We start from the raw sequence: 25,303 nt of genomic DNA, 5'->3' as shown, positions 1-25,303 counted from the left end.
CTCCTACAGGTGTACGCAAAACCCTGTAGGAGCTGCCGAAGGCTGCGATCTTTTAGATTTTGATCTCTACTTCCCCAAGATGCCCCCCATACGGCCCGAAACTCCTTTCGACCATATGCCTTCCCCCATCCGCCTGAACAATCAACGCCGTGCTCGCCCGTGTCCCGTAAGTCGGGCTCTTGATAAACACGCTCGACAACAACGTCTCGGTAGCCTGCCCCACGCCAGTGTCCGGCAGTTCGGCAAGCGGTGCCGTCTGCGGATCGCTTAGCAAAGCCAATAGCGCCTGCGGCTGCGGATCGTCCAACACCTCGCTCAATGCTGCCTTGGCCTTGAGCACTTTCGGCCACGGCGTATCCAGCCCTGCGTTAGATAACCCATAAATGCCCGGTTGGAGCATGACTGCCTCCGTCTCCCGGGCATTGAAGTGCCATAGCTCGTTGGCATTGCCAATCAACAGATTAAACCCGGCATATTCAGGTGAACGTCCGACAACGTCCGTTAAATAGTCGTCAATCGACATGTCCCCGCTGAGAAACTGCGCCACCAGTTCGCCTCGCGACTTGCGCGCCGGCGGCTGAAGGGGATCACGGATGTTGGTCAGCGCGGCGAAGCGCCCATTGGCGCCGACCCCGAGCCACGTACCGCCAGCCTCAAGGTCGCGACCGGCGTACACGTGCGGGGCATGTGGCCATTGCGCCAGGGGCTGGCTGGGACGGGCATAGAATTCGTCGCGGTTGGCCGCCACGATCAGCGGCTGGGCATGACCTGGCCGCCAGGCAAAAACAATCAGGCACATAAGGTGGTCCTTGTGTGTTTTTTGCTCACTCTACGCAGACATCGCTCATCGATCCATCGCCATCCACAGTGGAGCCAGAGGCCATGCTTCCGTTACCATGCCGCTCCTGATTCGGGATGCTTGGGGATGTGGCCATGGAATTTCTGCTCTATCTGGCGCTAGGCGCCTGTGCGGGCGTGCTGGCCGGGCTGTTCGGGGTAGGCGGCGGGATCATCATTGTCCCGGTGCTGGTGTTCAGTTTCACCTTGCAGGGATTTGATGCGTCGATCCTGACGCATCTGGCAGTCGGCACCTCCCTGGCGACGATCATCTTTACGTCGATCAATGCGGTCCGCGAGCATCATCGCCGCGGCGCCGTACGTTGGCCGATTTTTGCCTGGATGACGCTAGGTATTCTGATCGGTGCCGGTTTCGGCGCGCTGACTGCCGAAGCGATTTCCGGGCCGAATTTGCAGAAGATCATTGGTGTATTTGCGCTGATCATCGCCGTTCAACTCGCTTTGGACTTCAAACCCAAAGCCAGCCGAACGGTGCCGGGCAAAGTCGGTCTGACCGTGGCTGGCAGCGTCATTGGCTGGGCCTCGGCGATTTTCGGGATCGGCGGCGGCTCGTTGACCGTGCCGTTCCTGACCTGGCGCAGCGTGCCGATGCAGCAGGCGGTGGCCACTTCGTCGGCCTGTGGCCTGCCAATCGCCCTGGCCAGTGCATTAAGTTTCATGATTCTGGGGTGGCACGATTCACTGCTGCCGGCCCATAGTCTCGGTTTTGTTTATTTGCCGGCGCTGCTGGGGATCGCCCTGACCAGCATGGTATTCGCCCGCCTCGGTGCGCGACTGGCTCACACGCTGTCGCCGCGCTTGCTGAAAAGACTGTTTGCCGCTTTGCTGTTTTGCGTCGGCTTGAGCTTCTTGCTCTGACGCATAGCGCAATCCTGGCTTAATCCTGGCGTGACAGCGTCGCCCGGGCATTTGAAGGTTTCAACTCTAACGAGGAGTCGCAATGCTGCCTTACCCGCAGATCGACCCGGTGGCCCTGGCCATCGGTCCGCTGAAAATCCACTGGTACGGCCTGATGTACCTGATCGGCATCGGCGGCGCGTGGTGGCTGGCATCACGCCGGCTGAACCGCTTCGACCCGACCTGGACCAAGGAGAAACTCTCCGACATGGTCTTCTGGATGTCGATGGGGGTCATTGTCGGTGGACGTTTGGGTTATGTGCTGTTTTACGATCTGAACGCCTATCTGGCCAACCCGACCCTGATCTTCGAAGTGTGGAAGGGCGGCATGTCGTTCCACGGCGGGTTTATCGGTGTAATGCTGGCGGCGCTGTGGTTCGGTAAAAAGAACGACAAGTCGTTCTTCCAGCTGATGGACTTCGTCGCGCCGATGGTGCCGATCGGCCTGGGTGCCGGGCGCATCGGTAACTTCATCAACGCCGAGTTGTGGGGCAAGGCGACCGACGTGCCGTGGGCGATGGTCTTCCCGACCGATCCGGCGCAACTGGCGCGTCACCCGTCGCAGCTGTACCAGTTCGCGCTGGAAGGTGTGGCGCTGTTCGCGATCCTCTGGCTGTTCTCGCGCAAGCCGCGGCCGACCATGGCGGTGTCCGGGATGTTCGCGCTGTTCTATGGCATCTTCCGCTTCATCGTCGAATTCGTTCGCGTGCCAGACGCGCAACTGGGTTATCTGGCCTGGAACTGGCTGACCATGGGCCAGGTGCTGTGCGTACCGATGATCGTCGGCGGGCTGTTCCTGATCTGGCTGGCTTATCGACGCGCTCCGGCGGCCCCCGCAGCTGCTGTATAAAAAGCAGGCGCTATAAATTCGAACCCCGGGGCGACGGTCCCGGGTTCAAGGACACAGGTAATTCATGAAGCAATATCTCGAACTGGTCGCCCACGCCATCAAGAACGGCACCAAACAGGCCAACCGTACCGGCGTGAACACCATCAGCTTTCCGGGCGCGATGCTGCGCTTCGATCTGCAGGAAGGTTTCCCGGCGATCACCACTCGCAAGATGGCCTTCAAATCCGCCATCGGCGAGATGTGCGGTTTTCTGCGCGGGGTGAACAACGCCGCCGAATTTCGTGCGCTGGGCTGCAAGGTCTGGGACCAGAACGCCAACGAAAACGCGCAGTGGCTGGCCAACCCGTTCCGTCAGGGTGAAGACGACCTCGGCGAGATCTACGGCGTGCAATGGCGCAAATGGCCGGCGTACAAGCAGATTCCGGTCAGCAATCAGGCCGCCATCGAGCAGACCCTGAGCCAGGGTTATCGTCAGATTGCCGAAGGCGAAGAAGACGGTCAGGCCTATGTGGTGCTGTACAAGGCGATCGACCAGGTCCGCCAGTGTGTCGACACCATCATCAAGGACCCGGGCAGTCGTCGCATCCTGTTCCACGGCTGGAACGTCGCGCAGCTCGACGAAATGGCCTTGCCGCCGTGCCACTTGCTGTACCAGTTCCACCCGAATGTCGAGACCAGGGAAATCTCCCTGACCCTCTACATCCGCTCCAACGACCTGGGCCTTGGCACGCCGTTCAACCTCACCGAAGGCGCCGCGCTGCTGAGCCTGATCGGTCGCCTGACCGGTTACACACCGCGCTGGTTCACCTATTTCATCGGCGATGCCCACGTCTACGAAAACCACCTGGACATGCTCAACGAACAGCTCAAGCGCGAGCCGTTCCCGATGCCCAAACTGGTGATTTCCGACCGCGTGCCGGAGTTTGCCAAGACCGGTGTTTATCAACCGGAATGGCTGGAGCAGATCGAGCCAAGCGATTTCTCGCTGGAAGGCTATGAACACCATGCGCCGATGACCGCGCCGATGGCGGTCTGAAGCGTCACGCCAACCCCCTGTAGGAGCTGCCGAAGGCTGCGATCTTTTGATCTTTGACGGTATTGAAGCCGCCGAAAAACAAGATCAAAAGATCGCAGCCTTCGGCAGCTCCTACAGAGTTGTGGTGTTCTTAGTGGCCGTGACTACGCCCGACATGGGAATGCTCAACCTCCGTCGCCACAACCCCGCCGCTCACTTCCAATCGCTGCAAAATCCCGCACTGATCGATATCCGGCCCTTCGCTGCAGCGTTGGCGCAGGTCGAGCAGTTGTGTCTGCAAGGCCAGCAAACCATCGATTCGAGCCTTCACATGGTGGATGTGTTCGTCGATCAACGCGTTGACGTTTTCGCATTGATCCTGCGGGCTGTCGCGCAGGGCCAGCAGGCTGCGGATTTCCTCGAGGGTCATGTCGAGGGTGCGGCAGTTACGGATGAAAGTCAGGCGCTCGGCGTGGGCCTGGGTGTAGACGCGGTAATTGCCGTCGCTGCGGGCCGGCTCCGGCAGCAGGTTTTCGCGCTCGTAGTAGCGGATGGTTTCCACGGCGCAGTCGGTGAGTTTCGCCAGTTCTCCGATTTTCATCGCAACAATCTCCAAAAGGGTGCTTGACCCTATAGTGGCTACAGGGTCTTTACTTGGCAACAGGCACCTTCATGGACGCGACCAATGAGCGATTCTCTTCACACCCACAAACCCGGGCACGATCACAGCCACAAGCTGCAGCCTGTGCACAAGCATGAGCATGGCGGCCACGGGGATTCCTGCTGTTCCTCCAAAGCAGCAGCGCCGTCGCTGATCAAGTTGAGCGAGACGCCGACCGCCGGTGCGCGGCTGAGCAGTTTCCGTATCGAGGCCATGGACTGCCCGACCGAACAGACGCTGATCCAGAACAAACTCGGGAAGCTGTCGGGTGTGCAGCAACTGGAATTCAACCTGATCAACCGGGTGTTGGGCGTGACCCATGACCTGCCAGGCACCGCGCCGATCATCGATGCGATCAAGTCGCTCGGCATGCACGCCGAGCCGCTGGAGCCGGGCGTCGAAGCGCCAATTCCGGCGCCTGAGAAAAAGCCCTGGTGGCCATTGGCATTGTCCGGCGTCGGGGCGCTGGCCGCCGAGCTTATCCACTTCACCAGTGCGGCGCCAAACTGGGTGGTGGCAGTTATCGCGCTGATCTCGATTCTCAGCGGTGGCCTCAGCACTTACAAAAAGGGCTGGATCGCCCTGAAAAACCTCAACCTGAACATCAACGCGCTGATGAGCATCGCGGTGACCGGCGCGATTCTGATCGGTCAATGGCCGGAAGCGGCGATGGTGATGTTTCTGTTCACCGTGGCCGAATTGATCGAAGCCAGGTCTCTGGACCGGGCGCGCAACGCCATTGGCGGGCTGATGCAGATGACCCCCGAGCAAGCCACGGTGCAGCAGGCCGACGGCAGTTGGGTCGCACAATCGGTCAAAAACATCGAACTGGGTGCGCGGGTGCGGGTGCGTCCCGGCGAGCGGATCGGTCTGGACGGCGAAGTGCTGTCCGGCAACTCGACCATCGATCAGGCGCCGATCACCGGTGAAAGCCTGCCGGTGGAGAAAGCCATCGGCGACAAAGTATTCGCCGGCACCATCAACCAGTCCGGTTCGCTGGAATACACGGTAACCGCGGCGGCGAACAATTCGACCCTGGCGCGGATTATTCACGCCGTGGAACAGGCTCAGAGTGCACGCGCCCCGACCCAGCGTTTCGTCGACGCCTTCTCGAAAATCTACACCCCGGCAGTGTTCATCCTGGCCCTGGCCGTGGCGGTGATTCCGCCGCTGTTCATGGATGCGCTGTGGTTCGACTGGATCTACCGGGCGCTGGTGTTGCTGGTGGTCGCCTGCCCGTGTGCCTTGGTGATTTCCACCCCGGTGACCATCGTCAGCGGTCTCGCGGCCGCGGCGCGCAAAGGGATTCTGGTCAAGGGTGGCGTCTATCTGGAGCACGGTCACAAACTCGATTACCTGGCCCTCGACAAGACCGGCACCCTCACGCACGGCAAACCGGTGCAGACCGACTATGTGTCCCTCGATCCAATCGCTGATGCAATTGCCCCGGCCATTGCGGCGGCACTGGCCGGTCGTTCGGATCACCCGGTGTCGCTGGCCATCGCCAGCGCGGCTGTGGATAAGCATCCGGTGCCACTGACTGTGGATAACTTCGAAGCTCTGGCGGGGCGTGGTGTGCGCGGCGAGATTAACGGTGAGCTCTACCACTTGGGCAATCACCGCCTGGTGGAAGATTTGGGCCTGTGTTCGCCAGCGCTGGAAGAGCAGCTGTTTGCTCTGGAGAAACAGGGCAAATCCGTGGTGCTGTTGCTCGACAAGTCGGGTCCCTTGGCGCTGTTTGCCGTCGCGGACACCGTGAAAGCGTCCAGTCGCGAAGCGATCCAGCAGTTGCATGAGTTGGGCATCAAAACCCTGATGCTGACCGGCGACAATGTTCACACCGCTCAGGCCATCGCCGCCCACGTGGGCATCGATCAGGCGCAGGGCGATCTGTTGCCGACTGATAAGCTGCAAGCCATCGAAACGCTGTATGCCCAAGGCCATCGGGTCGGGATGGTCGGCGACGGCATCAACGACGCACCGGCTCTGGCGCGGGCCGAGATCGGTTTCGCCATGGCGGCGGCCGGCACCGACACCGCCATCGAAACCGCTGATGTCGCCCTGATGGACGACGATCTGCGCAAGATTCCGGCTTTCATCCGCCTGTCGCGGCAGACTTCGAATATCCTCAAACAGAACATTGCCCTCGCATTGGTCATCAAAGCGATCTTTCTTGGGGTAACCTTCGCCGGGATCGCCACCATGTGGATGGCGGTGTTCGCTGACATGGGCGTGAGCCTGTTGGTGGTGTTCAACGGTTTGCGCCTGTTGCGCAAATAGACGATGAGGGAAGGGTGTGCTGAGTGCCGAGCTGAAGGCGTTTTACATGGTTGCCCGGTTGGGCAGCATTACCCTGGCGGCGAAAAAGCTCGGCCTGAGCCAACCGACGGTAACGACCCAGATTCGGCATCTGGAAAGCCAGTACTCGGTTGAGCTGTTCTACCGTGGCGGTCGCCGCCTCAGCGTCAGCGACGAAGGCGCGCGGTTGTTGCCGATGGTCAAGGCGCTGTTGCAGCAGGAAGCCGACATTGAGTTCTTCCTGCGCAACAGCGGTCAGGTCCAGGGCACATTGCGCATCGCTGCCACGGCGCCGTATTACATCCTCGATCTGGTGAAGACCTTTCGCGAGCGCTTGCCGCAAGTGGAGGTGTCGGTGGAAATCGGCAACTCCCAACAGGTGCTCGAGGCGCTGGAGGATTACCGGGTCGATGTCGCGGCGTCCTCGCAGCTGCTGGACGATGCGCGGTTGATCCGCCGGGTGCTCGGCAGCGATCCGTTGGTGCTGGCGGTGCATCGCAATCATCCGCTGGCGGTGCATGATCATGTGTCGCTCAGTGCCTTGGCGGGGCATACCTTGTTGATGCGCGAATCGGGCTCGACCACTCGGCGCTTGACCGAAGAGTTGCTGGCCGGCGCCGGGGTGAGTTTCGGGCCGCTGCTGGAGATTGGCAGCCGCGAGTCGATTCGTGAGGCGGTATTGCGCAACATTGGTATCAGCATCATTGCTCGGCAGGAAGTGCCTCACGATCCGCAATTGCGGGTGCTGAGCATCGAAAATGCGCCGCAGATTCCTGAGTATCTGTATTGCCTCAAAGAGCGAAAAGGTGCGCGGCTGCCGGCGGCGTTTCTGGGGTTGGCGCAGGAAATGGCCCCGGCATAAAGGTTGTGGTGACCGGGCTGTCCCCATCGCGAGCAGGCTCGCTCCCACAGGGGGAATGCATTTCAAATGTGAGAGCGAGCCTGCTCGCGATGGCGTCCGTCCGGTCGCCGCCGCATCCAACCCAAATCCCCGAATACCACTATCGGTCGTTTTTGCCTCGCTGCCACATGACGGACGCATTGCAAACCTAGGATGGCCCTCATCTGCTTGATGAGGTCTGTCCATGAACCACTCGACTGCAACTGCCCTGACCAACCCCGGTGCGCCGATGAAAGTGCGCGGTGTGCAGAAACGCTTCGGTGCGTTCACCGCGCTGGATAACGTCTCCCTCGACGTGGCGGCCGGTGAGCTGGTGTGCCTATTGGGGCCGTCGGGCTGTGGCAAAACCACCTTGCTGCGCTGCATCGCCGGCCTTGAGAAACAAGACAGCGGCGAGTTGTACCTCGGCGATCGCGACGTTTCCCACCTGGCACCTCAGGCTCGGGATTACGGCATTCTCTTCCAGTCCTACGCCCTGTTCCCCAATCTGACCGTCGAAGCGAACATTGCCTACGGCCTAGCCGGCATCGGTCGCGATGAAGTGCGCCAGCGCATCGGTCAGATGCTGGAGCTGGTCGGCCTGATCGGCAGTGAGAAAAAATACCCGGGTCAGTTGTCCGGCGGTCAGCAGCAGCGAGTCGCACTGGCTCGAGCCCTGGCGCCGGCCCCTTCATTGTTGCTGCTGGACGAACCGATGTCGGCGCTCGATGCCCGGGTCCGCGAGCATCTGTGCACCGAACTGCGCCAATTGCAGCGCAACCTCGGCATCACCACCCTGATGGTTACCCACAATCAGGATGAAGCCATGCTGATGGCCGACCGCATCGCCGTGATGAACAACGGCAAGGTCGAGCAGTACGCCACACCGCAGGAAATCTACGACCGCCCGGCCACACCGTTTGTGGCGGAGTTCGTCGGTCAGGGCAACTGGTTGCCATTCCACCGGAGCAGCGACAGTCATGCCCAGGTCGGCGGGATGAACATGCGTCTGGCCGAAGGCAGCGCTAAAACCGCGTCTGGACGTTTGTTCTGCCGCCCGGAAGCGATCAACGTCAACCCGCCGGTGCATGAAGAAAACCTGTTCTCGGCCAAGGTTCGCGAGATTACTTTTCTCGGCAACCGCTGCCGCATGAGCTTCGAACTCGATCAACTGCCGGGTCATGCGCTACTGGCGGAACTGGCGCCGGAAGCCATGCCGCGTCTTGGCGCGCAGCAGATCATGGTCGCCTTGCCGCCGCGCAGCCTGCAGGTGTTTGCCTGATGAGCGCGAACGTCGCGCTGCCGATACCGCACAAGCAGGTTCGGCAGACCTCCCGTGCCGAGATCGGCGATCGGCTATTCGTGGTCGGCGGCAAGGTTCTGTTGCTGGTGTTGCTTGGCGTTGCGGTGTTGATGCCGTTACTGGCGATCTTCTGGCGCGGTTTCAGTTCCGAAGCCGGGCAGGGCGGTGGTCTGGTGGCTGCCCGTGAACTGCTGACCAGTGCGAATTTCCACTGGTTGCTCGGCAATAGTCTGAAAGTGTCTGTCAGCGTCGCGGCCATTGTCGTACCGCTGGCTTATCTGTTTGCCTACGCGCTGCAACGTACATTGATTCCCGGCAAAAGCATCTGGCGCGGCATGTCGCTGTTGCCGCTGATGGCGCCGTCGATGCTGCCGGGCATTGCGCTGGTTTACCTGTTCGGCAACCAGGGCATGTTGCGCGGTTTGCTCTCGGACAATATCTACGGCTTCTGGGGCATTGTTCTGGGCGAGGTCATCTACACCTTCCCACACGCCTTGATGATTTTGCTGTCGGCGCTGTCCCTGGCGGATGCACGACTGTTCGATGCAGCTTCCAGCATGGGCGCCAGTCCGGCGAAAGCTTTTCGCAGCATCACCTGGCCGGCGACCCGTCAGGCGGTGTTCGCGGCGTTCTGCCTCGTCTTTACGCTGACCATCACCGACTTCGGCGTGCCTGTGGTGGTCGGTGGCGACTATCAAGTGCTGGCGCTGGAGGCCTACAAAGCCGTGGTCGGCCAGCAGCAATTCGGTCGCGGTGCGTTGATCGGCATGGTCCTGCTGTTGCCGGCGCTGTTCAGCTTCGGTGTCGACGCCTGGCTGCGTCGGCGTCACGGCGACTCCATGAGCGGTCGGGCGCAGGTCTTTCAACCGGCGCCATCGACGCTGCGCGACGCTTGTTATCTGGCCATCGTGCTGTTGATCTGCGCGGTGTTGTTGCTGGTGTTTGGCATGGCGGTGTTCTCATCACTGGTGAAGTTCTGGCCGTACAACCTGTCGCTGTCGCTCAATCATTACCAGTTCAACGACACGGCAGGTGGCGGCTGGCTGGCCTATGGCAACAGCGTGAAGATGGCGTTGTGTACGGCGTTGATCGGCAGCGTACTGATCTTCACCGGGGCTTACCTGATGGAAAAAACCAAGGGTCAGCGCGGACTGAATCTGACACTGCGCATGCTCAGTTTCGTACCGATGGCGGTGCCGGGTCTGGTGCTGGGCCTGGGTTACGTCTTCTTCTTCAATCTGACCGGCAACCCGTTGCATGTGCTCTACGGGACCATGACCCTGCTGGTGGTCTGCACCATTGCTCACTATTTGACCACCGCACAAATGAGCGCCACCACCGCGCTGCGCCAACTCGATGCCGAGTTCGAAGCCGCCGCGCTGTCGCTCAAGGCGCCGCTGTACCGGCACTACCTGCGGGTCACCGTGCCGATCTGCCTGCCGGCATTGCTGGACATCGTGCGTTACCTGTTCGTCTCGGCCATGACCACCGTTTCGGCGGCGATCTTCCTCTACAGCCCCGATACCATCCTTGCGGCGGTGGCGGTGCTGAACATGGACGACGCCGGCAACGTCGGCGGCGCGGCGGCGATGTCGACCCTGATTCTGTTCACCTCGGCGGGCGTGTCCCTGCTGCTGGCCTGGGCTTCGCGAGGTTTGTTGCACCGCTCCCAGGCCTGGCGGCAGACCGCGCCCAGTCATTGATTTACCCCCCCACACCTCAACTCAAACAGGAAAAGATCATGTTCAAGCCTTTGGCCCTGGCCGCTGCTGTCCTCACCGCTTTCAGCCTGAATGCCTTTGCGGCGAAAACCGAGTTGACGGTGTACACCGCCCTCGAAGCCGAACAACTGAAGACCTACAAAGAGGCTTTTGAAAAGGCCAATCCGGACGTCGAGATCAAGTGGGTGCGCGATTCCACCGGCATCATCACCGCCAAACTCCTGGCCGAAAAAGCCCGCCCGCAGGCTGATGCGGTGTGGGGCCTGGCGGCGTCGAGCCTGGCGATTCTCGATCAGCAAGGGATGCTGCAAAGCTACGCACCGAAAGACCTGGGCAAGATCGGTGGTAACTATCGCGACGCGGCCAACCCGCCAGCCTGGGTCGGCATGGACGTCTGGGCGGCGACCATTTGCTTCAATACCGTCGAGGCCGAAAAACAGGGTTTGAGCAAGCCCGTGAGCTGGCAGGACCTGACCAAGCCTGAATACAAAGGCAAGATCGTCATGCCCAACCCGGCCTCGTCCGGCACCGGTTTCCTCGATGTCAGCGCCTGGCTGCAAACCTTCGGCGAGAAGCAGGGCTGGCAGTACATGGACGACCTGCACCAGAACATCGGCCAGTACGTTCACTCCGGTTCCAAGCCGTGCAAGCTTGCGGCCGCTGGTGAATTCCCGATCGGCATTTCCTTCGAATACCCGGCCGTTCAGTTGAAGCGCCAGGGCGCGCCGCTGGACATCATCCTGCCGAAAGAAGGCCTGGGCTGGGAGATCGAAGCCACCGCCGTGATCAAAGGCACGCCCCACGAAGACGCGGCGAAGAAGCTGGCGGACTTCTCTGCAAGCCCGGCGGCGATGGAGCTTTATAAAGAGAACTTCGCCGTGCTCGCGCAACCGGGTATCGCCAAGCCGCAGACCGAACTGCCGGCGGATTATGAGCAGCGACTGATCAAGAACGACTTTGCTTGGGCCTCGAAGAATCGTGACGAAATCCTGACCGAGTGGCGCAAGCGCTATGACGGCAAGTCCGAGAAAGTGGCGGCTAAGTAAATCTTCGTAGGCTGACAGGGCCCCATCGCGAGCAGGCTCGCTCCCACATTGGATCTCCAGTGGATGGAGATTTGGGGTTGTCCCCAATCAACTGTGGGAGCGAGCCTGCTCGCGATAGCGGTCGTGAATTCAGGACAAAACCCCATGACACAACACAGCGACATGCTGATCGTCGGTGCCGGCATCCTCGGTCTGTCCCACGCCTACGCCGCCGCCAAGCGCGGTCTGAAAGTCACCGTTTTTGAACGCAGCGAAACCCCTTTGGGCGCCTCGGTACGCAATTTTGGCCAGGCACTGGTCACCGGCCAGCCACCCGGCCCAATGCTTGAACTGGCCAAGTCCAGCCGCGACATCTGGGGCCAATGGGCACAACTGGCGGGCCTGCAGCTCAAGCGCAACGGCTCGTACCTGTTCGCCCGCACCGAAGCGGAAGAACACCTGTTGGAAGCCTTCTGCGCCGGCCGCGCCATGCAGCACGGTTACCGCGTCGACCTACTGCGTGGTGCGGCGTTGCGCGATTTATACGGCGGCCAGTTCAGCCATCACCGTGCCGCGCTGCACGGCATGGACGACCAGCAGCTGTATTCGCGCGAAGCGATTCCGGCGTTGATCGACTACCTGCGCCGCGAGTTAGGCGTCGAGTTCCACTTCTCTACGCTGGTGCGCGACATAGAGCCGGGGCGCTTGCACAGCACCGCCGGTACCTTCAGCGCCGAGCAGATCATCGTCTGCTCCGGTCACGATTATCAAACGCTGCTGGCCGAGCCGATTGCCGAGTTGAATCCGCAAATCTGCCGCCTGCAAATGCTCCGCGCCCGACCGCAGATTAACCTCAACCTGCAACACGCACTGCTCACCGGCCTGAGTTGCGTGCATTACGGCGCCTTCGCCGATCTGCCGGAAGCCGCCGCGGTGCAGGCGCAGATTCTGCGTGAGGCACCCCATCTGCATGAAAATGGCATTCACCTGCTGATCAGCCCGACGCCTTACGGTGAGTTGATCATCGGCGACTCCCACCATTACGGCAGCGATCCATCACCGTTCAATGCCGAGCAGGTGGATGACTGGATGATTGAACTGGCCGAGCAGACATTGGGCTGCAAGGTGCAAGTGATCGAACGCTGGCAGGGCGTCTATGGTTCACGCGGACCGGGGCCGTTCTCCTTTCTGCAGCCGATGCCAGGTGTGAGCGTGGCGCTGATGCACACCGGTGTCGGCATGAGCGTCGGGCCGGCGATGGCCGAACGTAACGTTGCGACTTTATTGGGAGACAGTTGATGGGCCGCCATGAGCAAGTGATCGCCGAGGTGTTCGGTCTGTACGAGCGTTTTGGCGACAACGATTACATCGGCGAACCGGTGTCGCAGATCGAGCACATGTCTCAGGCGGCGGAACTGGCGATGGCCGAGGGGTTCGATGATGAAGTGGTGCTGGCGGCGTTCTTTCATGACATCGGGCATCTCTGCGCCGAGGGTGCCGAGAGCATGGGTGGTTTTGGGATCGTCAGCCACGAGCGACTGGGGGCGGATTACTTGCGTCGCGCCGGCTTCAGCGAACGCCTGGCGCGGCTGGTGGAGTACCACGTTCAGGCCAAGCGTTATCTGACGCTCAAAGAGCCCGGGTACTACGAGCGCTTGAGCGAAGCTAGTCGGCGCACGCTTGAGTATCAGGGCGGGGTGATGACGGCTGCCGAGGCTGAGGCGTTTGAGCAGGATCCGTTGTGTGCCGTCAGTTTGCAGATGCGTCAGTGGGATGAGTTGGCCAAGGAGATGTGGGTGCCGGTGATGAATCTTGGGCTGTTGAAGGAGAAGGCGTTGCGCCTGCTAGCCGCGTAGAGCCTCGGAACCGAGTGGCTGCCATCGCGAGCAGGCTCGCTCCCACATTGGATCTGTGAACGACGCAAATCCCCTGTGGGATCAGCCTGCTCGTGATGGGGCAATCCAAACACCAAAATTACCCCGGTTTTTACAACTGCTGCGCCAACACCTCAATCTGCTCCTGCCGCTCCCCCTGACTCAACTTCGAATTCGGATTAAGCGACGACCACTGCGGATGCGCCCGCGCCTTGTTCAGCGCTTCCGGCAGTTTGCCTTCGCGCCAGGTTTTGTCCTGTGGTGTGGCGACCTGAATGCTGTCCATCGCTGCGTGTCCACGGGAACTCAGCGCTTGTAGCAATTGCCGCTGACGCAACGCCAACAACCGTAGCACGCCGTCGTCGACGGTCAGTTCTCGCTGCCCCTTTATCTTGCCCAGCAAACGGCTGCCGTAACTGCGGGCAGTTTGCAGGGCGCCACCGGCAATCGCTCCGGCCAGTGCCGCTGCGCCGAGGGTCAGGCCGCCCACCAGCAGATCGACCCCGGCCCCGGCCGCCGCGCCGGCCGCGATGCCGCCGCCGACCCGCACACCGAGCTGCTTCAGGGTTTCCGGGTTGAACAGGTCATCGCCCCAGCGGCCATCGAGCAGCGGCAAGTCACTGGCCGCCGCATCTTGTGGGCGGAAGGCGTAGAGCTTGAGCAGCGCCTCGACGCAGCGTTGTTCGCGCTGACGCACCGCTTTGCGCAGTTCGCTGATCGCTTGCTGTTCCTGCTCCACCTCGCTGACCACACTGCGCCGGCAGGCGGCGCAATCGATCAATAAATCGGCGATCAGCCGCACTGCACTTTGCTGACGGGCCAGGCGTTGGGCCTGCTGGTCGGCGATCAAACGCTCAAGCTGTTCGCGGGAGTTTTCCAGCAGCAGCGCGAGGCTTTCGTAGAGTCGACGTTCGCCATCTTCCGGTGGCGCGACGCTGTCGAAACGCACCAAGGCATGTAAACCGAGACGCGCCAGGGCTTCACGCCAATCAGGTTCGCGATGCTGGGCGCTGCTGACAAAATTCAGCACCGGCAACAGCGGTTTGCCGCAACTGGCCAACACTTCCAGTTCGTCGCGGTACTTGGCCAGCACCGGTTCCCGGGCGTCGATCACATAGAGCCCGGCGTCCGAGGCGAGCAGTTGCCGCAGCACCTTGGCTTCCTGTTCGAAGCGCTGCCGGGCTTCGCTGCCCTCAAGAAAACGCGCCAGTCGTGCCGGGCCGTCGAGGCGTTCGCCGGGGCGTTCCAGGCGCTCGAGGTAGTCGAGCAGGGCGATGGCGTCTTCCAGGCCCGGAGTGTCGAAGAGATCGAGCAACGGCTCGCCGTCTACCGACAATCGCGCGCCTTCGACGTGGCGAGTGGTGCTGGGGCGATGGGACACTTCGCCGAAGCCGACGTCTCGCGTCAGCGTTCGCAGCAACGAGGTTTTGCCGACATTGGTGTGGCCGACCACGGCAAGCTTCAAGGGCTGTTTCCAGGCATCAGTCATGACCCGTCTCCAGCCAGTTCAACGGCGCGCAATCGGCGAACGGCAGGTCCAGTTGTCGTAGCGCAACATGCCAGTCGCCCAGGCGTTCGGCATCCAGCGCTTCGCCGGGCGGCGCTTGCAGCAACCACACACGGGTGGCGGTAGCGCTGCGAGACAGTTCGGCAATCAGCGCCAGACTGCCACGGTCCGGCGAACGCCGTGGGTCACAGGCGATGGCCAGCCGGGCCGGGGGAAAACGACTCAACTGTTCGAGCAGTTTGTGCCGGGATTCGCGGCTGTCGAGGACGCCAGCGTTGTTGACGTTTTTCGGCAACTGCGGCGGCCAGGGGCGTTGGTCGTCCAGCTCGATGGCCACCAATAGCGAGCCATCGCTTTGCAGATCGCTGGCAGCGCTTTCAACCCGATGAAGTTGTTCTGGCGCAGCATCGCTGATGCCCAGGCGTTCGCTGGTGGGCATCAGCCGTTCGCGCAGTTGGGCGTAGCCGGGCAGGTTCAAATCCAGATGCAGGGCTGCTTGACCGGTTTTCCAGCGCCACAGGCAGAACAATGCGAGCAGCAATCGCGGCAAAACACCGTACACCAGCAGAACCCCAACCAGCCACGCCGCCCAGGCCTGTCGGGCACTTTCGATGTTCAGCGCAGCATCGCCGCTGGCCCGGATCATCTCCACGCTGGGCACACTGAAACCGAGCAAGGCCGGCAGGGCGCCGAGGGCTTGGGTCATGGCGACGAAGGTGTCGCCGCCGAGAAGGGTGGTTTCCCAGACGAAGCCGTAACGCCGGGTCGCCATCAGCGTCAGCACCATTACCAAGGCGCTGAGCATCGCCAGCAACCACAACCCGTTGACCAGCACGCCCAGCGTCCAGCGATTGAGTTTCTGCCGTTGCAGCAACAGCAACAGGGCCGGCGCCAGTTGCGCGGCGTTGGCATCGCGGGCGAGTTTTTCACTGAGCCACAACCACAAGCGTCCAAGGGCGGCGCCCTGTTCACCGGCAAACACCAGACCCAGGGCCCAACTCAACAATAGAATCAGATTCAGCCCGAGCAGACTGCCCAACGCCCAGAACACATTGACCGGGGACTGGCCGTCGCCCAGCGCGGCAAACGCCAGGCCGGCGCCGCTGATTATGGCGAGAACGGCCAGCACGATCAGCGCCAGTCGCGCGCCTTGCAGCCAATGTTTGAGGGCGTGGGTCTGCCCGTCGCGCTCGGCCAGCCACAGGGCGCGGCGTTGAATGCGCGTCGGCAGGTCGCCGCCGGCGCTACGGGCGATTCGATTGGCTTCCAGATCGTCCAAGGGGCCGGCGTGTTCTTCACGCAGGCGCACGGTTTCGCTCAGCCAGAGGTTTTGCAGTGGGGTCAGTTCAGTCACGCGGCATCCCGTCGCTTAATTGAGCGGTGAGCATAACCGCTGTGACGCTTATCGGGGTAAGGGAGGCTCTGGTATCCTCGCCGACATGACTAAATCACTCCCCCTCAGCCTGATCGCAGCCCTCGGTGAAAACCGTGTGATCGGCGTCGACAACAGCATGCCCTGGCACTTGCCGGGGGACTTCAAATACTTCAAGGCCACCACCCTTGGCAAACCGATCATCATGGGGCGCAAGACCTGGGATTCCCTCGGTCGTCCTCTGCCGGGCCGGTTGAACATCGTGGTCAGCCGTCAGGCGGATCTGCAGCTGGAAGGCGCGGAGGTTTATCCGTCGCTGGAGGCTGCCGTCGTTCGGGCGCAGGAATGGGCGAACGAGCAGAGCGTCGATGAGGTGATGTTGATTGGCGGGGCGCAGTTGTATGCGCAAGGGTTGGCACAGGCTGATCGGCTGTACCTGACGCGTGTGGCGCTGAGCCCGCAAGGGGATGCGTGGTTTCCGGAGTTTGATTTGAACCAGTGGAAGCTGGTGTCGAATGTTCCGAATCCGGCGGAAGGCGACAAGCCGGCCTACAACTTTGAAGTTTGGGAAAAGGCCTAAAAGCATCGCCAGCAGGCTGGCTCCCACAGTGGGTTTGAGGTGAAACACGGATTGCGTGAACACGCAAAACCCCTGTGGGAGCCAGCCTGCTGGCGATGAGGCCAGATCAGGCGCTAAAAATTTAAGCGTGAGCCAACTCCGAATGCTCATCCGCATCCAGCAGTTCTTTATCCGTCTGCTGCATAATCTGGCTGGTGATCGCCCCAGCGGTGATCGAACCACTCACGTTCAACGCCGTACGCCCCATATCAATCAGCGGCTCAACCGAAATCAGCAACGCCACCAGTGACACCGGCAAACCCATGGCCGGCAGCACGATCAACGCGGCGAAGGTCGCGCCGCCACCAACCCCGGCCACACCGGCCGAACTCAGCGTCACAATCGCCACCAACGTCGCGATCCACAGCGGGTCCAGCGGGTTGATGCCCACGGTCGGCGCGACCATCACCGCCAGCATTGCCGGGTACAGACCGGCACAACCGTTCTGGCCAATGGTTGCGCCAAACGAAGCGGCGAAACTGGCGATGGACTGTGGAATCCCCAAACGGCTGGTCTGAGCTTCGATGCTCAGTGGAATGGTGGCGGCGCTGGAGCGGCTGGTGAAGGCAAACGTCAGCACCGGCCAGATCTTGCGGAAGAAGCGCAGCGGGTTGATCCCGGCTGCCGACACCAGCATGCCATGGACCACAAACATCAAGCCCAGGCCAATGTAGGACACCACCACAAAACTGCCGAGCTTGAGGATGTCTTGCAGGTTGGAGCCGGCAACCACTTTGGTCATCAGCGCCAATACGCCGTACGGGGTCAGCTTCATCACCAGACGCACCAAGCGCATCACCCAGGCTTGCAGGGTGTCGATGGCGTTGATCACTTTCTGACCTTTCTCGACATCATCCTTAAGCAGTTGCAACGCTGCGACCCCAAGGAACGCGGCGAAGATCACCACGCTGATGATCGAGGTCGGCTTGGCGCGAGCCAGGTCGGCGAACGGGTTCTGCGGGATGAACGACAGCAGCAGTTGCGGCACATTCAGGTCAGCGACCTTGCCCGCATAGTCGCTCTGAATGGTTTGCAGGCGAGCCATTTCCTGGGTGCCGGCGACCAGGCCTTCGGCGGTGAGGCCGAACAGGTTGGTCAGGCCGATGCCGATCAGCGCCGCGATGGCGGTGGTGAACAGCAGCGTGCCGATGGTCAGGAAGCTGATCTTGCCCAGCGACGAAGCGTTGTGCAGGCGCGCCACGGCACTGAGGATCGAGGCGAACACCAGCGGGATCACGATCATTTGCAGCAACTGCACGTAACCGTTGCCCACCAGATCGAACCAACTGATCGAGGCTTTCAATACCGGGTTGCCCGCACCATAAATCGTGTGCAGAGCGACACCAAATGCCACGCCCAGTACCAGCGCGAGCAGAACCTTTTTGGCCAGGCTCCAGGTGGTGTGGCGGGTTTGCGCCAGGCCAAAGAGCAAGGCGAGGAACACCAGCAGATTGAGAATCAGCGGCAGATTCATAGAGGCTCCATAGACTTGTGCCAGCCACCTTCGTGTGTGACTGCGAACCGGCAAGCCTAACAGCTTGATATGTAATGATTTAATATCAAAAACAGCGGTTGACTGTCGTTTTTGGAATAAGCCGATGCCGCTGTGAGGAATGCAGTTGGCGGAATCAGGATGCAAGCGGTCGCGGGCAGGCGGGGACTGTCATACAGATTTGTTAGCGTCGATATCTTTGAATCAGGGAGAAACGCAGATGAAGCTCGCACCGAAATTTCTGGCTGCCGTATTCTGCTTGGGCCTTGCCGGCCAGGCGTTCGCTACGGACCTGAAACACTGGCCAGCCGATCAGGCCAAGGCGCTGGACGTGATGATCGCGGCCAATGCCAACAAAGGTAACTTCGCGGTGTTCGACATGGACAACACCAGTTACCGCTACGACCTCGAAGAGTCCTTGTTGCCGTTCATGGAAAACAAGGGCCTGATCACCCGCGAGAGCCTCGATCCCTCCCTGAAACTGATCCCGTTCAAGGACACCGCCGACCATAAGGAAAGCCTGTTCAGCTATTACTATCGCCTCTGTGAAATCGACGACATGGTTTGCTATCCATGGGTCGCCCAAGTGTTTTCCGGCTTCACGCTTCAGGAGCTCAAGGGCAACGTCGATGAGTTGATGGCGTCTGGCAAACCGGTGCCGAGCACTTATTACGATGGCGACGTGGTCAAGACCATCGACGTCAACCCGCCGAAAATCTTCACCGGTCAGAAAGAGCTCTACAACAAGCTGATGGAGAACGGCATCGAGGTCTATGTGATGACCGCCGCCTCCGAAGAACTGGTGCGCATGGTCGCCTCCGATCCGAAGTACGGCTACAACGTCAAGCCGCAGAACGTGATCGGCGTGAGCCTAATGCTCAAGGACCGCAAGACCGGCGAGTTGACCACGGCACGCAAGCAGGTCACCGCGGGCAAGTATGACGAGAAGGCCAACCTGGGCCTCGAACTGACCCCGTACCTGTGGACCCCGGCCACCTGGATGGCGGGTAAACAGTCGGCGATCCTGACGTATATCGATGAATGGAAAAAACCGGTCCTGGTGGGCGGCGATACCCCGACCAGCGATGGCTACATGCTGTTCCACAGCGTCGACGTGTCCAAGGGCGGTATCCATTTGTGGGTCAACCGCAAAGACAAATACATGACCCAGATTAACGGCATGATGGCCAAAAACGCAGCAGCCCAGGCGAAAGAAGGGTTGGCGGTGACGGCGGACAAGAACTGGGTGATCGTCAAACCTGAAGAGATTCAGTAAGCACCGAGGATCCAAATGTGGGAGAGAGCCTGCTCGCGAAGGCGGTGTGTCATTCAGCATTGATGTTGACTGACCCGGCGCTTTCGCGAGCAGGCTCGCTCCCACAGTTGATCTCCAGTGTTTGGGGGATTTTGGTCAAAAAAATGCCCCGCACTTGGCGGGGCATTTTTTTGTTCGACGGTTAAGTATTACAACCCGTCAAGCATCGCCTTGTTACGTACCGCACCCTTGTCGGCGCTGGTGGCCAACAGGGCATAGGCTTTGAGCGCCGTGGTCACTTTACGTGGGCGCACTTCCACCGGTTTCCAGCCTTTCTTGTCCTGCTCGACACGGCGGGCGGCCATTTCTTCATCGCTGATCAACAGGTTGATCGAGCGGTTCGGAATGTCGATCAGTACCTTGTCGCCATCCTGTACCAGACCGATCGCGCCGCCAGCAGCGGCTTCTGGCGAAGCGTGGCCGATGGACAGGCCCGAAGTGCCGCCAGAGAAGCGGCCGTCGGTGAGCAGGGCGCAGGCTTTGCCCAGGCCTTTGGATTTCAGGTAAGACGTCGGGTAGAGCATTTCCTGCATGCCCGGGCCGCCTTTCGGGCCTTCGTAACGAATGATCACGATGTCGCCGGCCTTCACTTCATCGGCGAGGATGCCGCGTACGGCGCTGTCCTGGCTTTCGAAGATCTTCGCGTTGCCTTCGAAGACGTGGATCGACTCGTCGACGCCGGCGGTTTTCACCACGCAGCCGTCCAGAGCGATGTTGCCGTACAGAACGGCCAGGCCGCCTTCTTTCGAGTAAGCATGTTCGACACTGCGGATGCAGCCATTTTCACGGTCGTCGTCCAGGGTTTCCCAACGGGTCGACTGGCTGAACGCGGTTTGCGTCGGGATGCCTGCCGGGCCGGCCTTGAAGAAGTGATGCACGGCTTCGTCGGTGGTCTGGGTGATGTCCCACTTGGCGATGGCTTCTTCCATGCTGCGGCTGTGCACGGTCGGCAGGTCGGTGTGCAACAGACCTCCACGGGCCAGGGAGCCGAGGATGCTGAAGATCCCGCCGGCACGGTGCACGTCTTCCATGTGGTACTTCTGGATGTTCGGCGCGACCTTGCACAGTTGCGGCACATGGCGGGAGAGACGGTCGATGTCGCGCAGGTCGAAATCGATCTCGGCTTCCTGGGCCGCGGCCAGCAAGTGCAGGATGGTGTTGGTGGAACCGCCCATGGCGATGTCCAGGGTCATGGCGTTTTCGAACGCCTTGAAGTTGGCGATGTTGCGCGGCAACACCGACTCGTCGTTCTCGCCGTAGTAACGCTTGCACAGCTCGACAATGGTGCGGCCGGCCTGCAGGAACAGCTGTTCGCGGTCGCTGTGGGTGGCCAGGGTCGAACCGTTGCCCGGCAATGCCAGGCCCAGGGCTTCAACCAGGCAGTTCATCGAGTTGGCGGTGAACATGCCGGAGCACGAGCCGCACGTCGGGCAGGCGCTACGCTCGTACTCGGCGACTTTCTCGTCGGAGGCGCTGGAGTCGGCGGCAATCACCATGGCATCGACCAGGTCGAGACCGTGGCTGGCCAGTTTGGTCTTGCCGGCTTCCATCGGGCCGCCGGACACGAAAATCACCGGGATGTTCAGGCGCAGGGCGGCCATCAACATGCCGGGGGTGATCTTGTCGCAGTTGGAGATGCAGACGATGGCATCGGCGCAGTGGGCGTTGACCATGTATTCGACGGAGTCGGCGATGATCTCGCGGCTCGGCAGCGAATAGAGCATGCCGTCGTGGCCCATGGCGATGCCGTCATCCACGGCGATGGTGTTGAATTCTTTGGCGACGCCGCCGGCCCGTTCGATTTCGCGAGCGACCAGTTGCCCCAAGTCCTTGAGGTGCACATGACCCGGTACGAACTGGGTAAAGGAGTTGGCAATGGCGATGATCGGCTTCTTGAAGTCGTCATCTTTCATCCCCGTGGCGCGCCACAGTGCGCGGGCACCGGCCATGTTGCGGCCGTGGGTGGATGTTTTCGAGCGGTAATCAGGCATGAAGCACTCCGGGCGGCTAATCAGGTATCAAAAGGGGAAGTGAGCTTCTATTGACGTCTGGAACACTCAGAAATGGCCGTGTGTCCGGAAGTTGCCGATAACTTTGCGGGATCGCCGCGCGCTTCAGCTTGAGCTCATAAACCCGCCGGGGGATGAATGGCGATGAATCTCGCGATTCTACACCGCTGGCGTCAGGAGGGAATGCCGGAAAACGTTGATCCAGCGCCGATGAAGCATATGGGGTGACGATCGGCGGCGTTATTCGATGCCTGGGCTGGCTCTTGGGGTTTTGGCACGTTGATTGATACGACTGTTGAGCGCCAGCGCCACGCTGCTCAGGAGGACGAAGCTGTATCCAAGGGTGGATTGCAGGTTGGCCGGCCCCAAGCTGATGAGCGCACTGATCAACCCGCCGCAGATGAAAATCACCGTGCTGCCGGCCGACGCCGAGGTTCCCGCACTTTCAGGGAACAGGCTCATGGCTTTGGAGGTGGCGGCCGGTCGGGCAATGGTGGTGCCGGCGGTGCAGATGAGCATCGGTACCAGGACGGTGACCGATGACAATGCAACGTGGTTTGAAAGGTAAAGCATGATGAGACCGGACAGCAGGATCAGGCTCAACCCGCTGATGATCTGATGACGGGGACTGATGCGTTTGCACAGCACAATCGCAGCCATGCCGCCGACGATGTAGGCGCCGCCGTATACCAGCAGGATCAGCGAGTAGTCATAGGCCGATAACTGGAGTTGGTCCATGAAGATCAGCGGCGAAATCACGATGAATGAGAAATGGCAGGCGAAAGCAAAGCCTGAAATCAACCAGTAGGGCAGGAAGTCGGCATCACGCAGGACCCCACTGTAGGACTGGAGGATATTCGGCCGCGCGCGGGTTGCTGCCGGGCGGGTATTGTCGAGAAACAGCCAGGCTTTGAGCAGTACCACGCCGGCCAGTGCGGTAAACACCCAGAAGCTGCCCTGCCAGCCCAGCGTGGCTTGCAGGAATGTACCGGCCAACGGCGAGACCGAGATGAAAATGCCGGTGGCGGTGACCATCAGGATCCGCAACCGGTCACGTTCCTCACCCTCGAACAGATCCTGAATCAGTGCTTGTGACAGCACGAAACACCCGCAGCCGAGCGCCTGAATGACACGCAGCAACAGGAAATGGACATAGTCCGTGGTCAGTACGCAGCCCACCGCCCCCAGCATCGAAACGGTGATTCCGGCGAGCAACAACCTTTTGCGTCCGATCACATCCGACAGCGGCCCGATCAGCAGTTGAGAGGCGGCGATGCCGACGGCAAACAGACTGATCGACAGCGCAACGTCGGCGGACGTGCTGCGAAAGTGTTCGGCGAGTGCAGGGAACGAGGGAAGCAGGACATCCAGCGGGAATACGCCAAGCAGCACCATTGCCAACAACAGGCTGACCGCCCCACGACGCTGTCTGGCGGTTGCCGCAGAATGTCCTTCATTCATCGATAAGTCCTGCCTTCATGAACAGCTGCTGGTTGTATGGCAGGGCGAAGAATCCGGCTTTTTTCAAAGCATCAAGCGTCGCGCCACTGCCGGATCGCGCACGCTGAAGGGTGGCTTGGCGGCTAGTCAGTTCTCCGAGAATCTCTGTGACGGCGGTCTCGTCGATACCCGCGCTGTGCAGGCTTTCCCGCATCCATCGCTCATCGGCTTCGAAGAAAATCCGGACGATGTCCAGCAGCAGCCTGCTGGCGAACGTGCGTTGACGGCTGTTCAGGGTCAACCACAGGTAATGGAACACTTCAGAGAAATAGCGGCTGTGAAGCGCCTCGTCCGAGAGGTGGTCCCTGAGCATTGCCTCGACGCTGGACACCAGGTCGTTACGGCAGATGTCGAGCAGATCCTTGGCAATGATCGTCTCCGACACGAACCCGACGAGAAACCAGGCCAGTGCCCTGTTTTTTTCAGGTGTGCGGTCGAGCAAGGTGTTCAACCGCGTGATGCGGTGAGGCATGACCGGGCGCGGACTGATCCCGTAAACCCCGGCAACCTGCTCGGCAAGGCTGTTGGAGAACAGTGCGTGATAACCCTCGTCGGTATAAAGCTGAAGTGCGGCGGTCTTCATCCGCGGGGGGACGCAGGCTTTCAGTTCACCGTGGATGATGGTTTCCACGGATCGGTTGACGATGCGGTGTTCGAGCAAGGTGGTGTAGTCGAGGAAATACACCAGATGATTGGCCGACAGCCGATGGATGACGGTTTGGCCCAGCGCTTCGATAGCCGGGTGCTTCAGGTATGCGAGGAAGGCCGGAGGAAACCAGTGGCGTGTTTCCAATTGTTATTCCAGGTCTGGCGGCAATAGATAGTCGTGCTCGCTGGTTCGCACCGACGCGCGGGTATTCCAGTCACCGAGGGTGAAACGCCGCGCCCAGGAAAGGGGGCGATCTACCGGCGCAATGATGGGGGCGGTCATTGTTGCGGCTCCCGACTGCTCAGCAGATCCTTCAATTCCTTGCACATCACTTGTCCGTCGCTGTGGCCACAGCCAACAAAAAACAAGGGTTGTTCTGGATTGTTCTCAAGCCCCAGCAATGTTTCGACCTGATCGTCCGTCAGAGCTCCTGTCAGCCATGTGTTCAGCCCCAGTGCAGTGGCCACCAGTTGAAAGGTCTGGGAAACATGCCCCGCCTCCACGAAAGCCATTCGGTAGGCTCGTGAGTGTTCATATTTCCACCACAACTTGTCGAAGCGAGCGGTAATGAACAGACCCACCGGCAGGTTATTGATGAAATGTTGGCCACACAGCAACTGCCCCAGGGGCGAATCAGGTGCCGGGTTGATGAAGCTCAGTGCATGGTCGACGGGATGATAGGCGTAGAACCCGGGTTCAAGGCCGCTGACGTTTTGTACATGAAGAAAGCCTTCGCAGGCATTCAGCCCGCCGCCGGACGGGCTGCTGCGTCGGGCACCGAGACCTTCGACAATGGTTTCGTCGACGTCATTTTCGCGTTCATGCAAGTAGCCCAGGGACAGGTAAAGCAGTGTGCCGACATCTTCTAGCGAAACCGCTTCATCCGTGAAGGTGCGGCAGGTTTTGCGGCCGATCAGGACGCTGGCAAGCGAACCTTGCGGCAGGCAGGAGGTTTTTGGCAGGGCAATCAGCTCGCGCGCCTGGTGTTCTTTGAGCCTGGTGCCCGGCGCGGGTGCGGCCAGTACTTCGGTGCAATGGTCCAGATAGTGCCTCGACCATTCATGAATGTTCTGAGGGACATGTTCGCAGGGAATGTTCTTGGTGCCGATATGGAATATCTTCGACAGTTCATCCCAACCCCATTCAATAGTGTCTTGTGTTGAATGGGTCAATATTCCGGAGTTCAGAAGTTGAGTGTCTATTCTATTGCTGTCGTCATACAGTTTGGGGTTATTGATAAGTTGTGCAAGTCGGGTTGAATATTCCAGGTTAAGTTCAAATTGTTTATGGTTTTTGTAATCCCAGACTATTTGGCCGGGCGTACGCGGAAGTATGAACAAGTATGGGTTTATCTGCATGATGGACAGTTCGCTCTGGACATGACTACAGAAAACGCTGGGTAGCCGGCACTCCCCAGCGCTTCATTTACTTAGCGGGTTTTTGGCGCAACCAGAAAAG

The 25,303-nt window shown here is 60.5% G+C and carries 20 protein-coding genes and 1 pseudogene; 12 read left to right on the top strand and 9 right to left on the bottom strand.

Features of this window, described 5'->3' with window-relative positions; translation table 11 throughout:
* Nucleotides 1-52: 52 nt before the first annotated feature.
* Nucleotides 53-799: an NRDE family protein gene (locus ACZ89R_RS16320; RefSeq protein WP_429545231.1), complete on the bottom strand. Its 747-nt coding sequence runs from the start codon at nt 797-799 to the stop codon at nt 53-55.
* Nucleotides 800-933: 134 nt separating this feature from the next.
* Between ACZ89R_RS16320 and ACZ89R_RS16315 the strand changes: the two genes are divergently transcribed.
* The 3 genes from ACZ89R_RS16315 to ACZ89R_RS16305 all read left to right on the top strand — a co-directional run bounded on the left by ACZ89R_RS16315 (nt 934) and on the right by ACZ89R_RS16305 (nt 3,641).
* Complete coding sequence (locus ACZ89R_RS16315; RefSeq protein WP_429545232.1) at nt 934-1,716, top strand: sulfite exporter TauE/SafE family protein; 783 nt, start codon at nt 934-936, stop codon at nt 1,714-1,716.
* 82 nt (nt 1,717-1,798) lie between these two features.
* Nucleotides 1,799-2,605 carry a prolipoprotein diacylglyceryl transferase gene (gene lgt / locus ACZ89R_RS16310; protein WP_008007345.1) on the top strand — a complete coding sequence of 269 codons (807 nt, stop codon included), beginning with the start codon at nt 1,799-1,801 and terminating at the stop codon, nt 2,603-2,605.
* A gap of 64 nt (nt 2,606-2,669) precedes the next feature.
* Nucleotides 2,670-3,641: a thymidylate synthase gene (locus ACZ89R_RS16305; protein ID WP_429545233.1), complete on the top strand. Its 972-nt coding sequence runs from the start codon at nt 2,670-2,672 to the stop codon at nt 3,639-3,641.
* Between the two features lie 130 nt (nt 3,642-3,771).
* Here the strand turns inward: ACZ89R_RS16305 and cadR are convergent, their stop codons facing one another.
* Complete coding sequence (cadR, locus tag ACZ89R_RS16300) at nt 3,772-4,221, bottom strand: Cd(II)/Pb(II)-responsive transcriptional regulator (protein ID WP_007897786.1); 450 nt, start codon at nt 4,219-4,221, stop codon at nt 3,772-3,774.
* 84 nt (nt 4,222-4,305) lie between these two features.
* Here cadR and ACZ89R_RS16295 point away from each other — a divergent pair, with 84 nt between their 5' ends.
* The 7 genes from ACZ89R_RS16295 to ACZ89R_RS16265 all read left to right on the top strand — a co-directional run bounded on the left by ACZ89R_RS16295 (nt 4,306) and on the right by ACZ89R_RS16265 (nt 13,364).
* Nucleotides 4,306-6,561: a heavy metal translocating P-type ATPase gene (locus ACZ89R_RS16295; RefSeq protein WP_429545234.1), complete on the top strand. Its 2,256-nt coding sequence runs from the start codon at nt 4,306-4,308 to the stop codon at nt 6,559-6,561.
* A 16-nt stretch (nt 6,562-6,577) separates the two neighbouring features.
* Nucleotides 6,578-7,441: a LysR family transcriptional regulator gene (locus ACZ89R_RS16290; protein WP_476241473.1), complete on the top strand. Its 864-nt coding sequence runs from the start codon at nt 6,578-6,580 to the stop codon at nt 7,439-7,441.
* A 223-nt stretch (nt 7,442-7,664) separates the two neighbouring features.
* Nucleotides 7,665-8,741 carry a putative 2-aminoethylphosphonate ABC transporter ATP-binding protein gene (locus ACZ89R_RS16285; RefSeq protein WP_429545235.1) on the top strand — a complete coding sequence of 359 codons (1,077 nt, stop codon included), beginning with the start codon at nt 7,665-7,667 and terminating at the stop codon, nt 8,739-8,741.
* A complete protein-coding gene (locus tag ACZ89R_RS16280; RefSeq protein ID WP_429545236.1) occupies nt 8,741-10,465 on the top strand; it encodes a putative 2-aminoethylphosphonate ABC transporter permease subunit in 1,725 nt (574 codons plus the stop codon). The genes ACZ89R_RS16285 and ACZ89R_RS16280 overlap by 1 nt, the downstream gene beginning before the upstream one ends.
* Before the next feature lie 38 nt (nt 10,466-10,503).
* Nucleotides 10,504-11,529, top strand: coding sequence for a putative 2-aminoethylphosphonate ABC transporter substrate-binding protein (locus tag ACZ89R_RS16275; RefSeq protein WP_123719723.1), 1,026 nt, complete (start codon nt 10,504-10,506; stop codon nt 11,527-11,529).
* 144 nt (nt 11,530-11,673) lie between these two features.
* Nucleotides 11,674-12,807 carry a TIGR03364 family FAD-dependent oxidoreductase gene (locus ACZ89R_RS16270; RefSeq protein ID WP_429545237.1) on the top strand — a complete coding sequence of 378 codons (1,134 nt, stop codon included), beginning with the start codon at nt 11,674-11,676 and terminating at the stop codon, nt 12,805-12,807.
* Nucleotides 12,807-13,364: a phosphonate degradation HD-domain oxygenase gene (locus tag ACZ89R_RS16265; protein WP_429545238.1), complete on the top strand. Its 558-nt coding sequence runs from the start codon at nt 12,807-12,809 to the stop codon at nt 13,362-13,364. The genes ACZ89R_RS16270 and ACZ89R_RS16265 overlap by 1 nt, the downstream gene beginning before the upstream one ends.
* 130 nt (nt 13,365-13,494) lie before the next feature.
* Here the strand turns inward: ACZ89R_RS16265 and ACZ89R_RS16260 are convergent, their stop codons facing one another.
* Both ACZ89R_RS16260 and ACZ89R_RS16255 read right to left on the bottom strand, forming a co-directional pair.
* Nucleotides 13,495-14,871 (bottom strand): GTPase/DUF3482 domain-containing protein, encoded by a 1,377-nt coding sequence (locus ACZ89R_RS16260; RefSeq protein ID WP_429545239.1) that lies wholly within the window; start codon nt 14,869-14,871, stop codon nt 13,495-13,497.
* Nucleotides 14,864-16,243, bottom strand: a complete 1,380-nt coding sequence (locus tag ACZ89R_RS16255; protein WP_429545240.1) for a DUF2868 domain-containing protein — start codon at nt 16,241-16,243, stop codon at nt 14,864-14,866. The genes ACZ89R_RS16260 and ACZ89R_RS16255 overlap by 8 nt, the downstream gene beginning before the upstream one ends.
* Before the next feature lie 85 nt (nt 16,244-16,328).
* Here ACZ89R_RS16255 and ACZ89R_RS16250 point away from each other — a divergent pair, with 85 nt between their 5' ends.
* Entirely contained in the window at nt 16,329-16,841 is a 513-nt protein-coding gene (locus tag ACZ89R_RS16250; protein ID WP_429545241.1) for a dihydrofolate reductase, read from the top strand.
* Between the two features lie 121 nt (nt 16,842-16,962).
* Here the strand turns inward: ACZ89R_RS16250 and ACZ89R_RS16245 are convergent, their stop codons facing one another.
* A complete protein-coding gene (locus tag ACZ89R_RS16245; protein WP_429545242.1) occupies nt 16,963-18,354 on the bottom strand; it encodes an L-cystine transporter in 1,392 nt (463 codons plus the stop codon).
* Between the two features lie 238 nt (nt 18,355-18,592).
* On the opposite strand from ACZ89R_RS16245, the gene ACZ89R_RS16240 reads away from it, so the two are divergent.
* On the top strand, nt 18,593-19,648 hold the full coding sequence (locus tag ACZ89R_RS16240; protein WP_429545243.1) for an HAD family hydrolase: 1,056 nt from the start codon (nt 18,593-18,595) through the stop codon (nt 19,646-19,648).
* A 188-nt stretch (nt 19,649-19,836) separates the two neighbouring features.
* Here the strand turns inward: ACZ89R_RS16240 and ilvD are convergent, their stop codons facing one another.
* From ilvD to ACZ89R_RS16220, 4 genes and pseudogenes are all read right to left on the bottom strand, one after another.
* Entirely contained in the window at nt 19,837-21,678 is a 1,842-nt protein-coding gene (ilvD, locus tag ACZ89R_RS16235) for a dihydroxy-acid dehydratase (protein WP_429545244.1), read from the bottom strand.
* A gap of 258 nt (nt 21,679-21,936) precedes the next feature.
* Nucleotides 21,937-23,157, bottom strand: coding sequence for a multidrug effflux MFS transporter (locus ACZ89R_RS16230; protein ID WP_429545245.1), 1,221 nt, complete (start codon nt 23,155-23,157; stop codon nt 21,937-21,939).
* A pseudogene (locus tag ACZ89R_RS16225) lies at nt 23,150-24,127 on the bottom strand (diiron oxygenase). Before ACZ89R_RS16225 ends, ACZ89R_RS16230 begins: the two are co-directional and overlap by 8 nt.
* Nucleotides 24,124-25,203, bottom strand: a complete 1,080-nt coding sequence (locus tag ACZ89R_RS16220) for a SagB family peptide dehydrogenase (protein ID WP_429545246.1) — start codon at nt 25,201-25,203, stop codon at nt 24,124-24,126. The pseudogene ACZ89R_RS16225 and the gene ACZ89R_RS16220 overlap by 4 nt, the downstream one beginning before the upstream one ends.
* Nucleotides 25,204-25,303 lie beyond the last annotated feature (100 nt).

It is taken from the genome of Pseudomonas sp. TE3728, assembly GCF_056279145.1.
The sequence above is the reverse complement of the archived record's forward strand: the minus strand, read 5'-3'. Positions and strand labels throughout refer to the sequence as shown.

What these genes read in the sequence shown, in the direction of transcription:
- ACZ89R_RS16230 (WP_429545245.1), bottom strand. Translation starts at nt 23,157, where the DNA reads ATGAATGAAGGACATTCTGCGGCAACCGCCAGACAGCGTCGTGGGGCG.
- ilvD (WP_429545244.1), bottom strand. Translation starts at nt 21,678, where the DNA reads ATGCCTGATTACCGCTCGAAAACATCCACCCACGGCCGCAACATGGCC.
- ACZ89R_RS16280 (WP_429545236.1), top strand. Translation starts at nt 8,741, where the DNA reads ATGAGCGCGAACGTCGCGCTGCCGATACCGCACAAGCAGGTTCGGCAG.
- ACZ89R_RS16295 (WP_429545234.1), top strand. Translation starts at nt 4,306, where the DNA reads ATGAGCGATTCTCTTCACACCCACAAACCCGGGCACGATCACAGCCAC.
- cadR (WP_007897786.1), bottom strand. Translation starts at nt 4,221, where the DNA reads ATGAAAATCGGAGAACTGGCGAAACTCACCGACTGCGCCGTGGAAACC.
- ACZ89R_RS16305 (WP_429545233.1), top strand. Translation starts at nt 2,670, where the DNA reads ATGAAGCAATATCTCGAACTGGTCGCCCACGCCATCAAGAACGGCACC.
- ACZ89R_RS16245 (WP_429545242.1), bottom strand. Translation starts at nt 18,354, where the DNA reads ATGAATCTGCCGCTGATTCTCAATCTGCTGGTGTTCCTCGCCTTGCTC.
- ACZ89R_RS16260 (WP_429545239.1), bottom strand. Translation starts at nt 14,871, where the DNA reads ATGACTGATGCCTGGAAACAGCCCTTGAAGCTTGCCGTGGTCGGCCAC.
- ACZ89R_RS16320 (WP_429545231.1), bottom strand. Translation starts at nt 799, where the DNA reads ATGTGCCTGATTGTTTTTGCCTGGCGGCCAGGTCATGCCCAGCCGCTG.
- ACZ89R_RS16275 (WP_123719723.1), top strand. Translation starts at nt 10,504, where the DNA reads ATGTTCAAGCCTTTGGCCCTGGCCGCTGCTGTCCTCACCGCTTTCAGC.
- ACZ89R_RS16250 (WP_429545241.1), top strand. Translation starts at nt 16,329, where the DNA reads ATGACTAAATCACTCCCCCTCAGCCTGATCGCAGCCCTCGGTGAAAAC.
- ACZ89R_RS16265 (WP_429545238.1), top strand. Translation starts at nt 12,807, where the DNA reads ATGGGCCGCCATGAGCAAGTGATCGCCGAGGTGTTCGGTCTGTACGAG.
- ACZ89R_RS16240 (WP_429545243.1), top strand. Translation starts at nt 18,593, where the DNA reads ATGAAGCTCGCACCGAAATTTCTGGCTGCCGTATTCTGCTTGGGCCTT.
- ACZ89R_RS16220 (WP_429545246.1), bottom strand. Translation starts at nt 25,203, where the DNA reads ATGCAGATAAACCCATACTTGTTCATACTTCCGCGTACGCCCGGCCAA.
- ACZ89R_RS16315 (WP_429545232.1), top strand. Translation starts at nt 934, where the DNA reads ATGGAATTTCTGCTCTATCTGGCGCTAGGCGCCTGTGCGGGCGTGCTG.
- ACZ89R_RS16270 (WP_429545237.1), top strand. Translation starts at nt 11,674, where the DNA reads ATGACACAACACAGCGACATGCTGATCGTCGGTGCCGGCATCCTCGGT.
- lgt (WP_008007345.1), top strand. Translation starts at nt 1,799, where the DNA reads ATGCTGCCTTACCCGCAGATCGACCCGGTGGCCCTGGCCATCGGTCCG.
- ACZ89R_RS16285 (WP_429545235.1), top strand. Translation starts at nt 7,665, where the DNA reads ATGAACCACTCGACTGCAACTGCCCTGACCAACCCCGGTGCGCCGATG.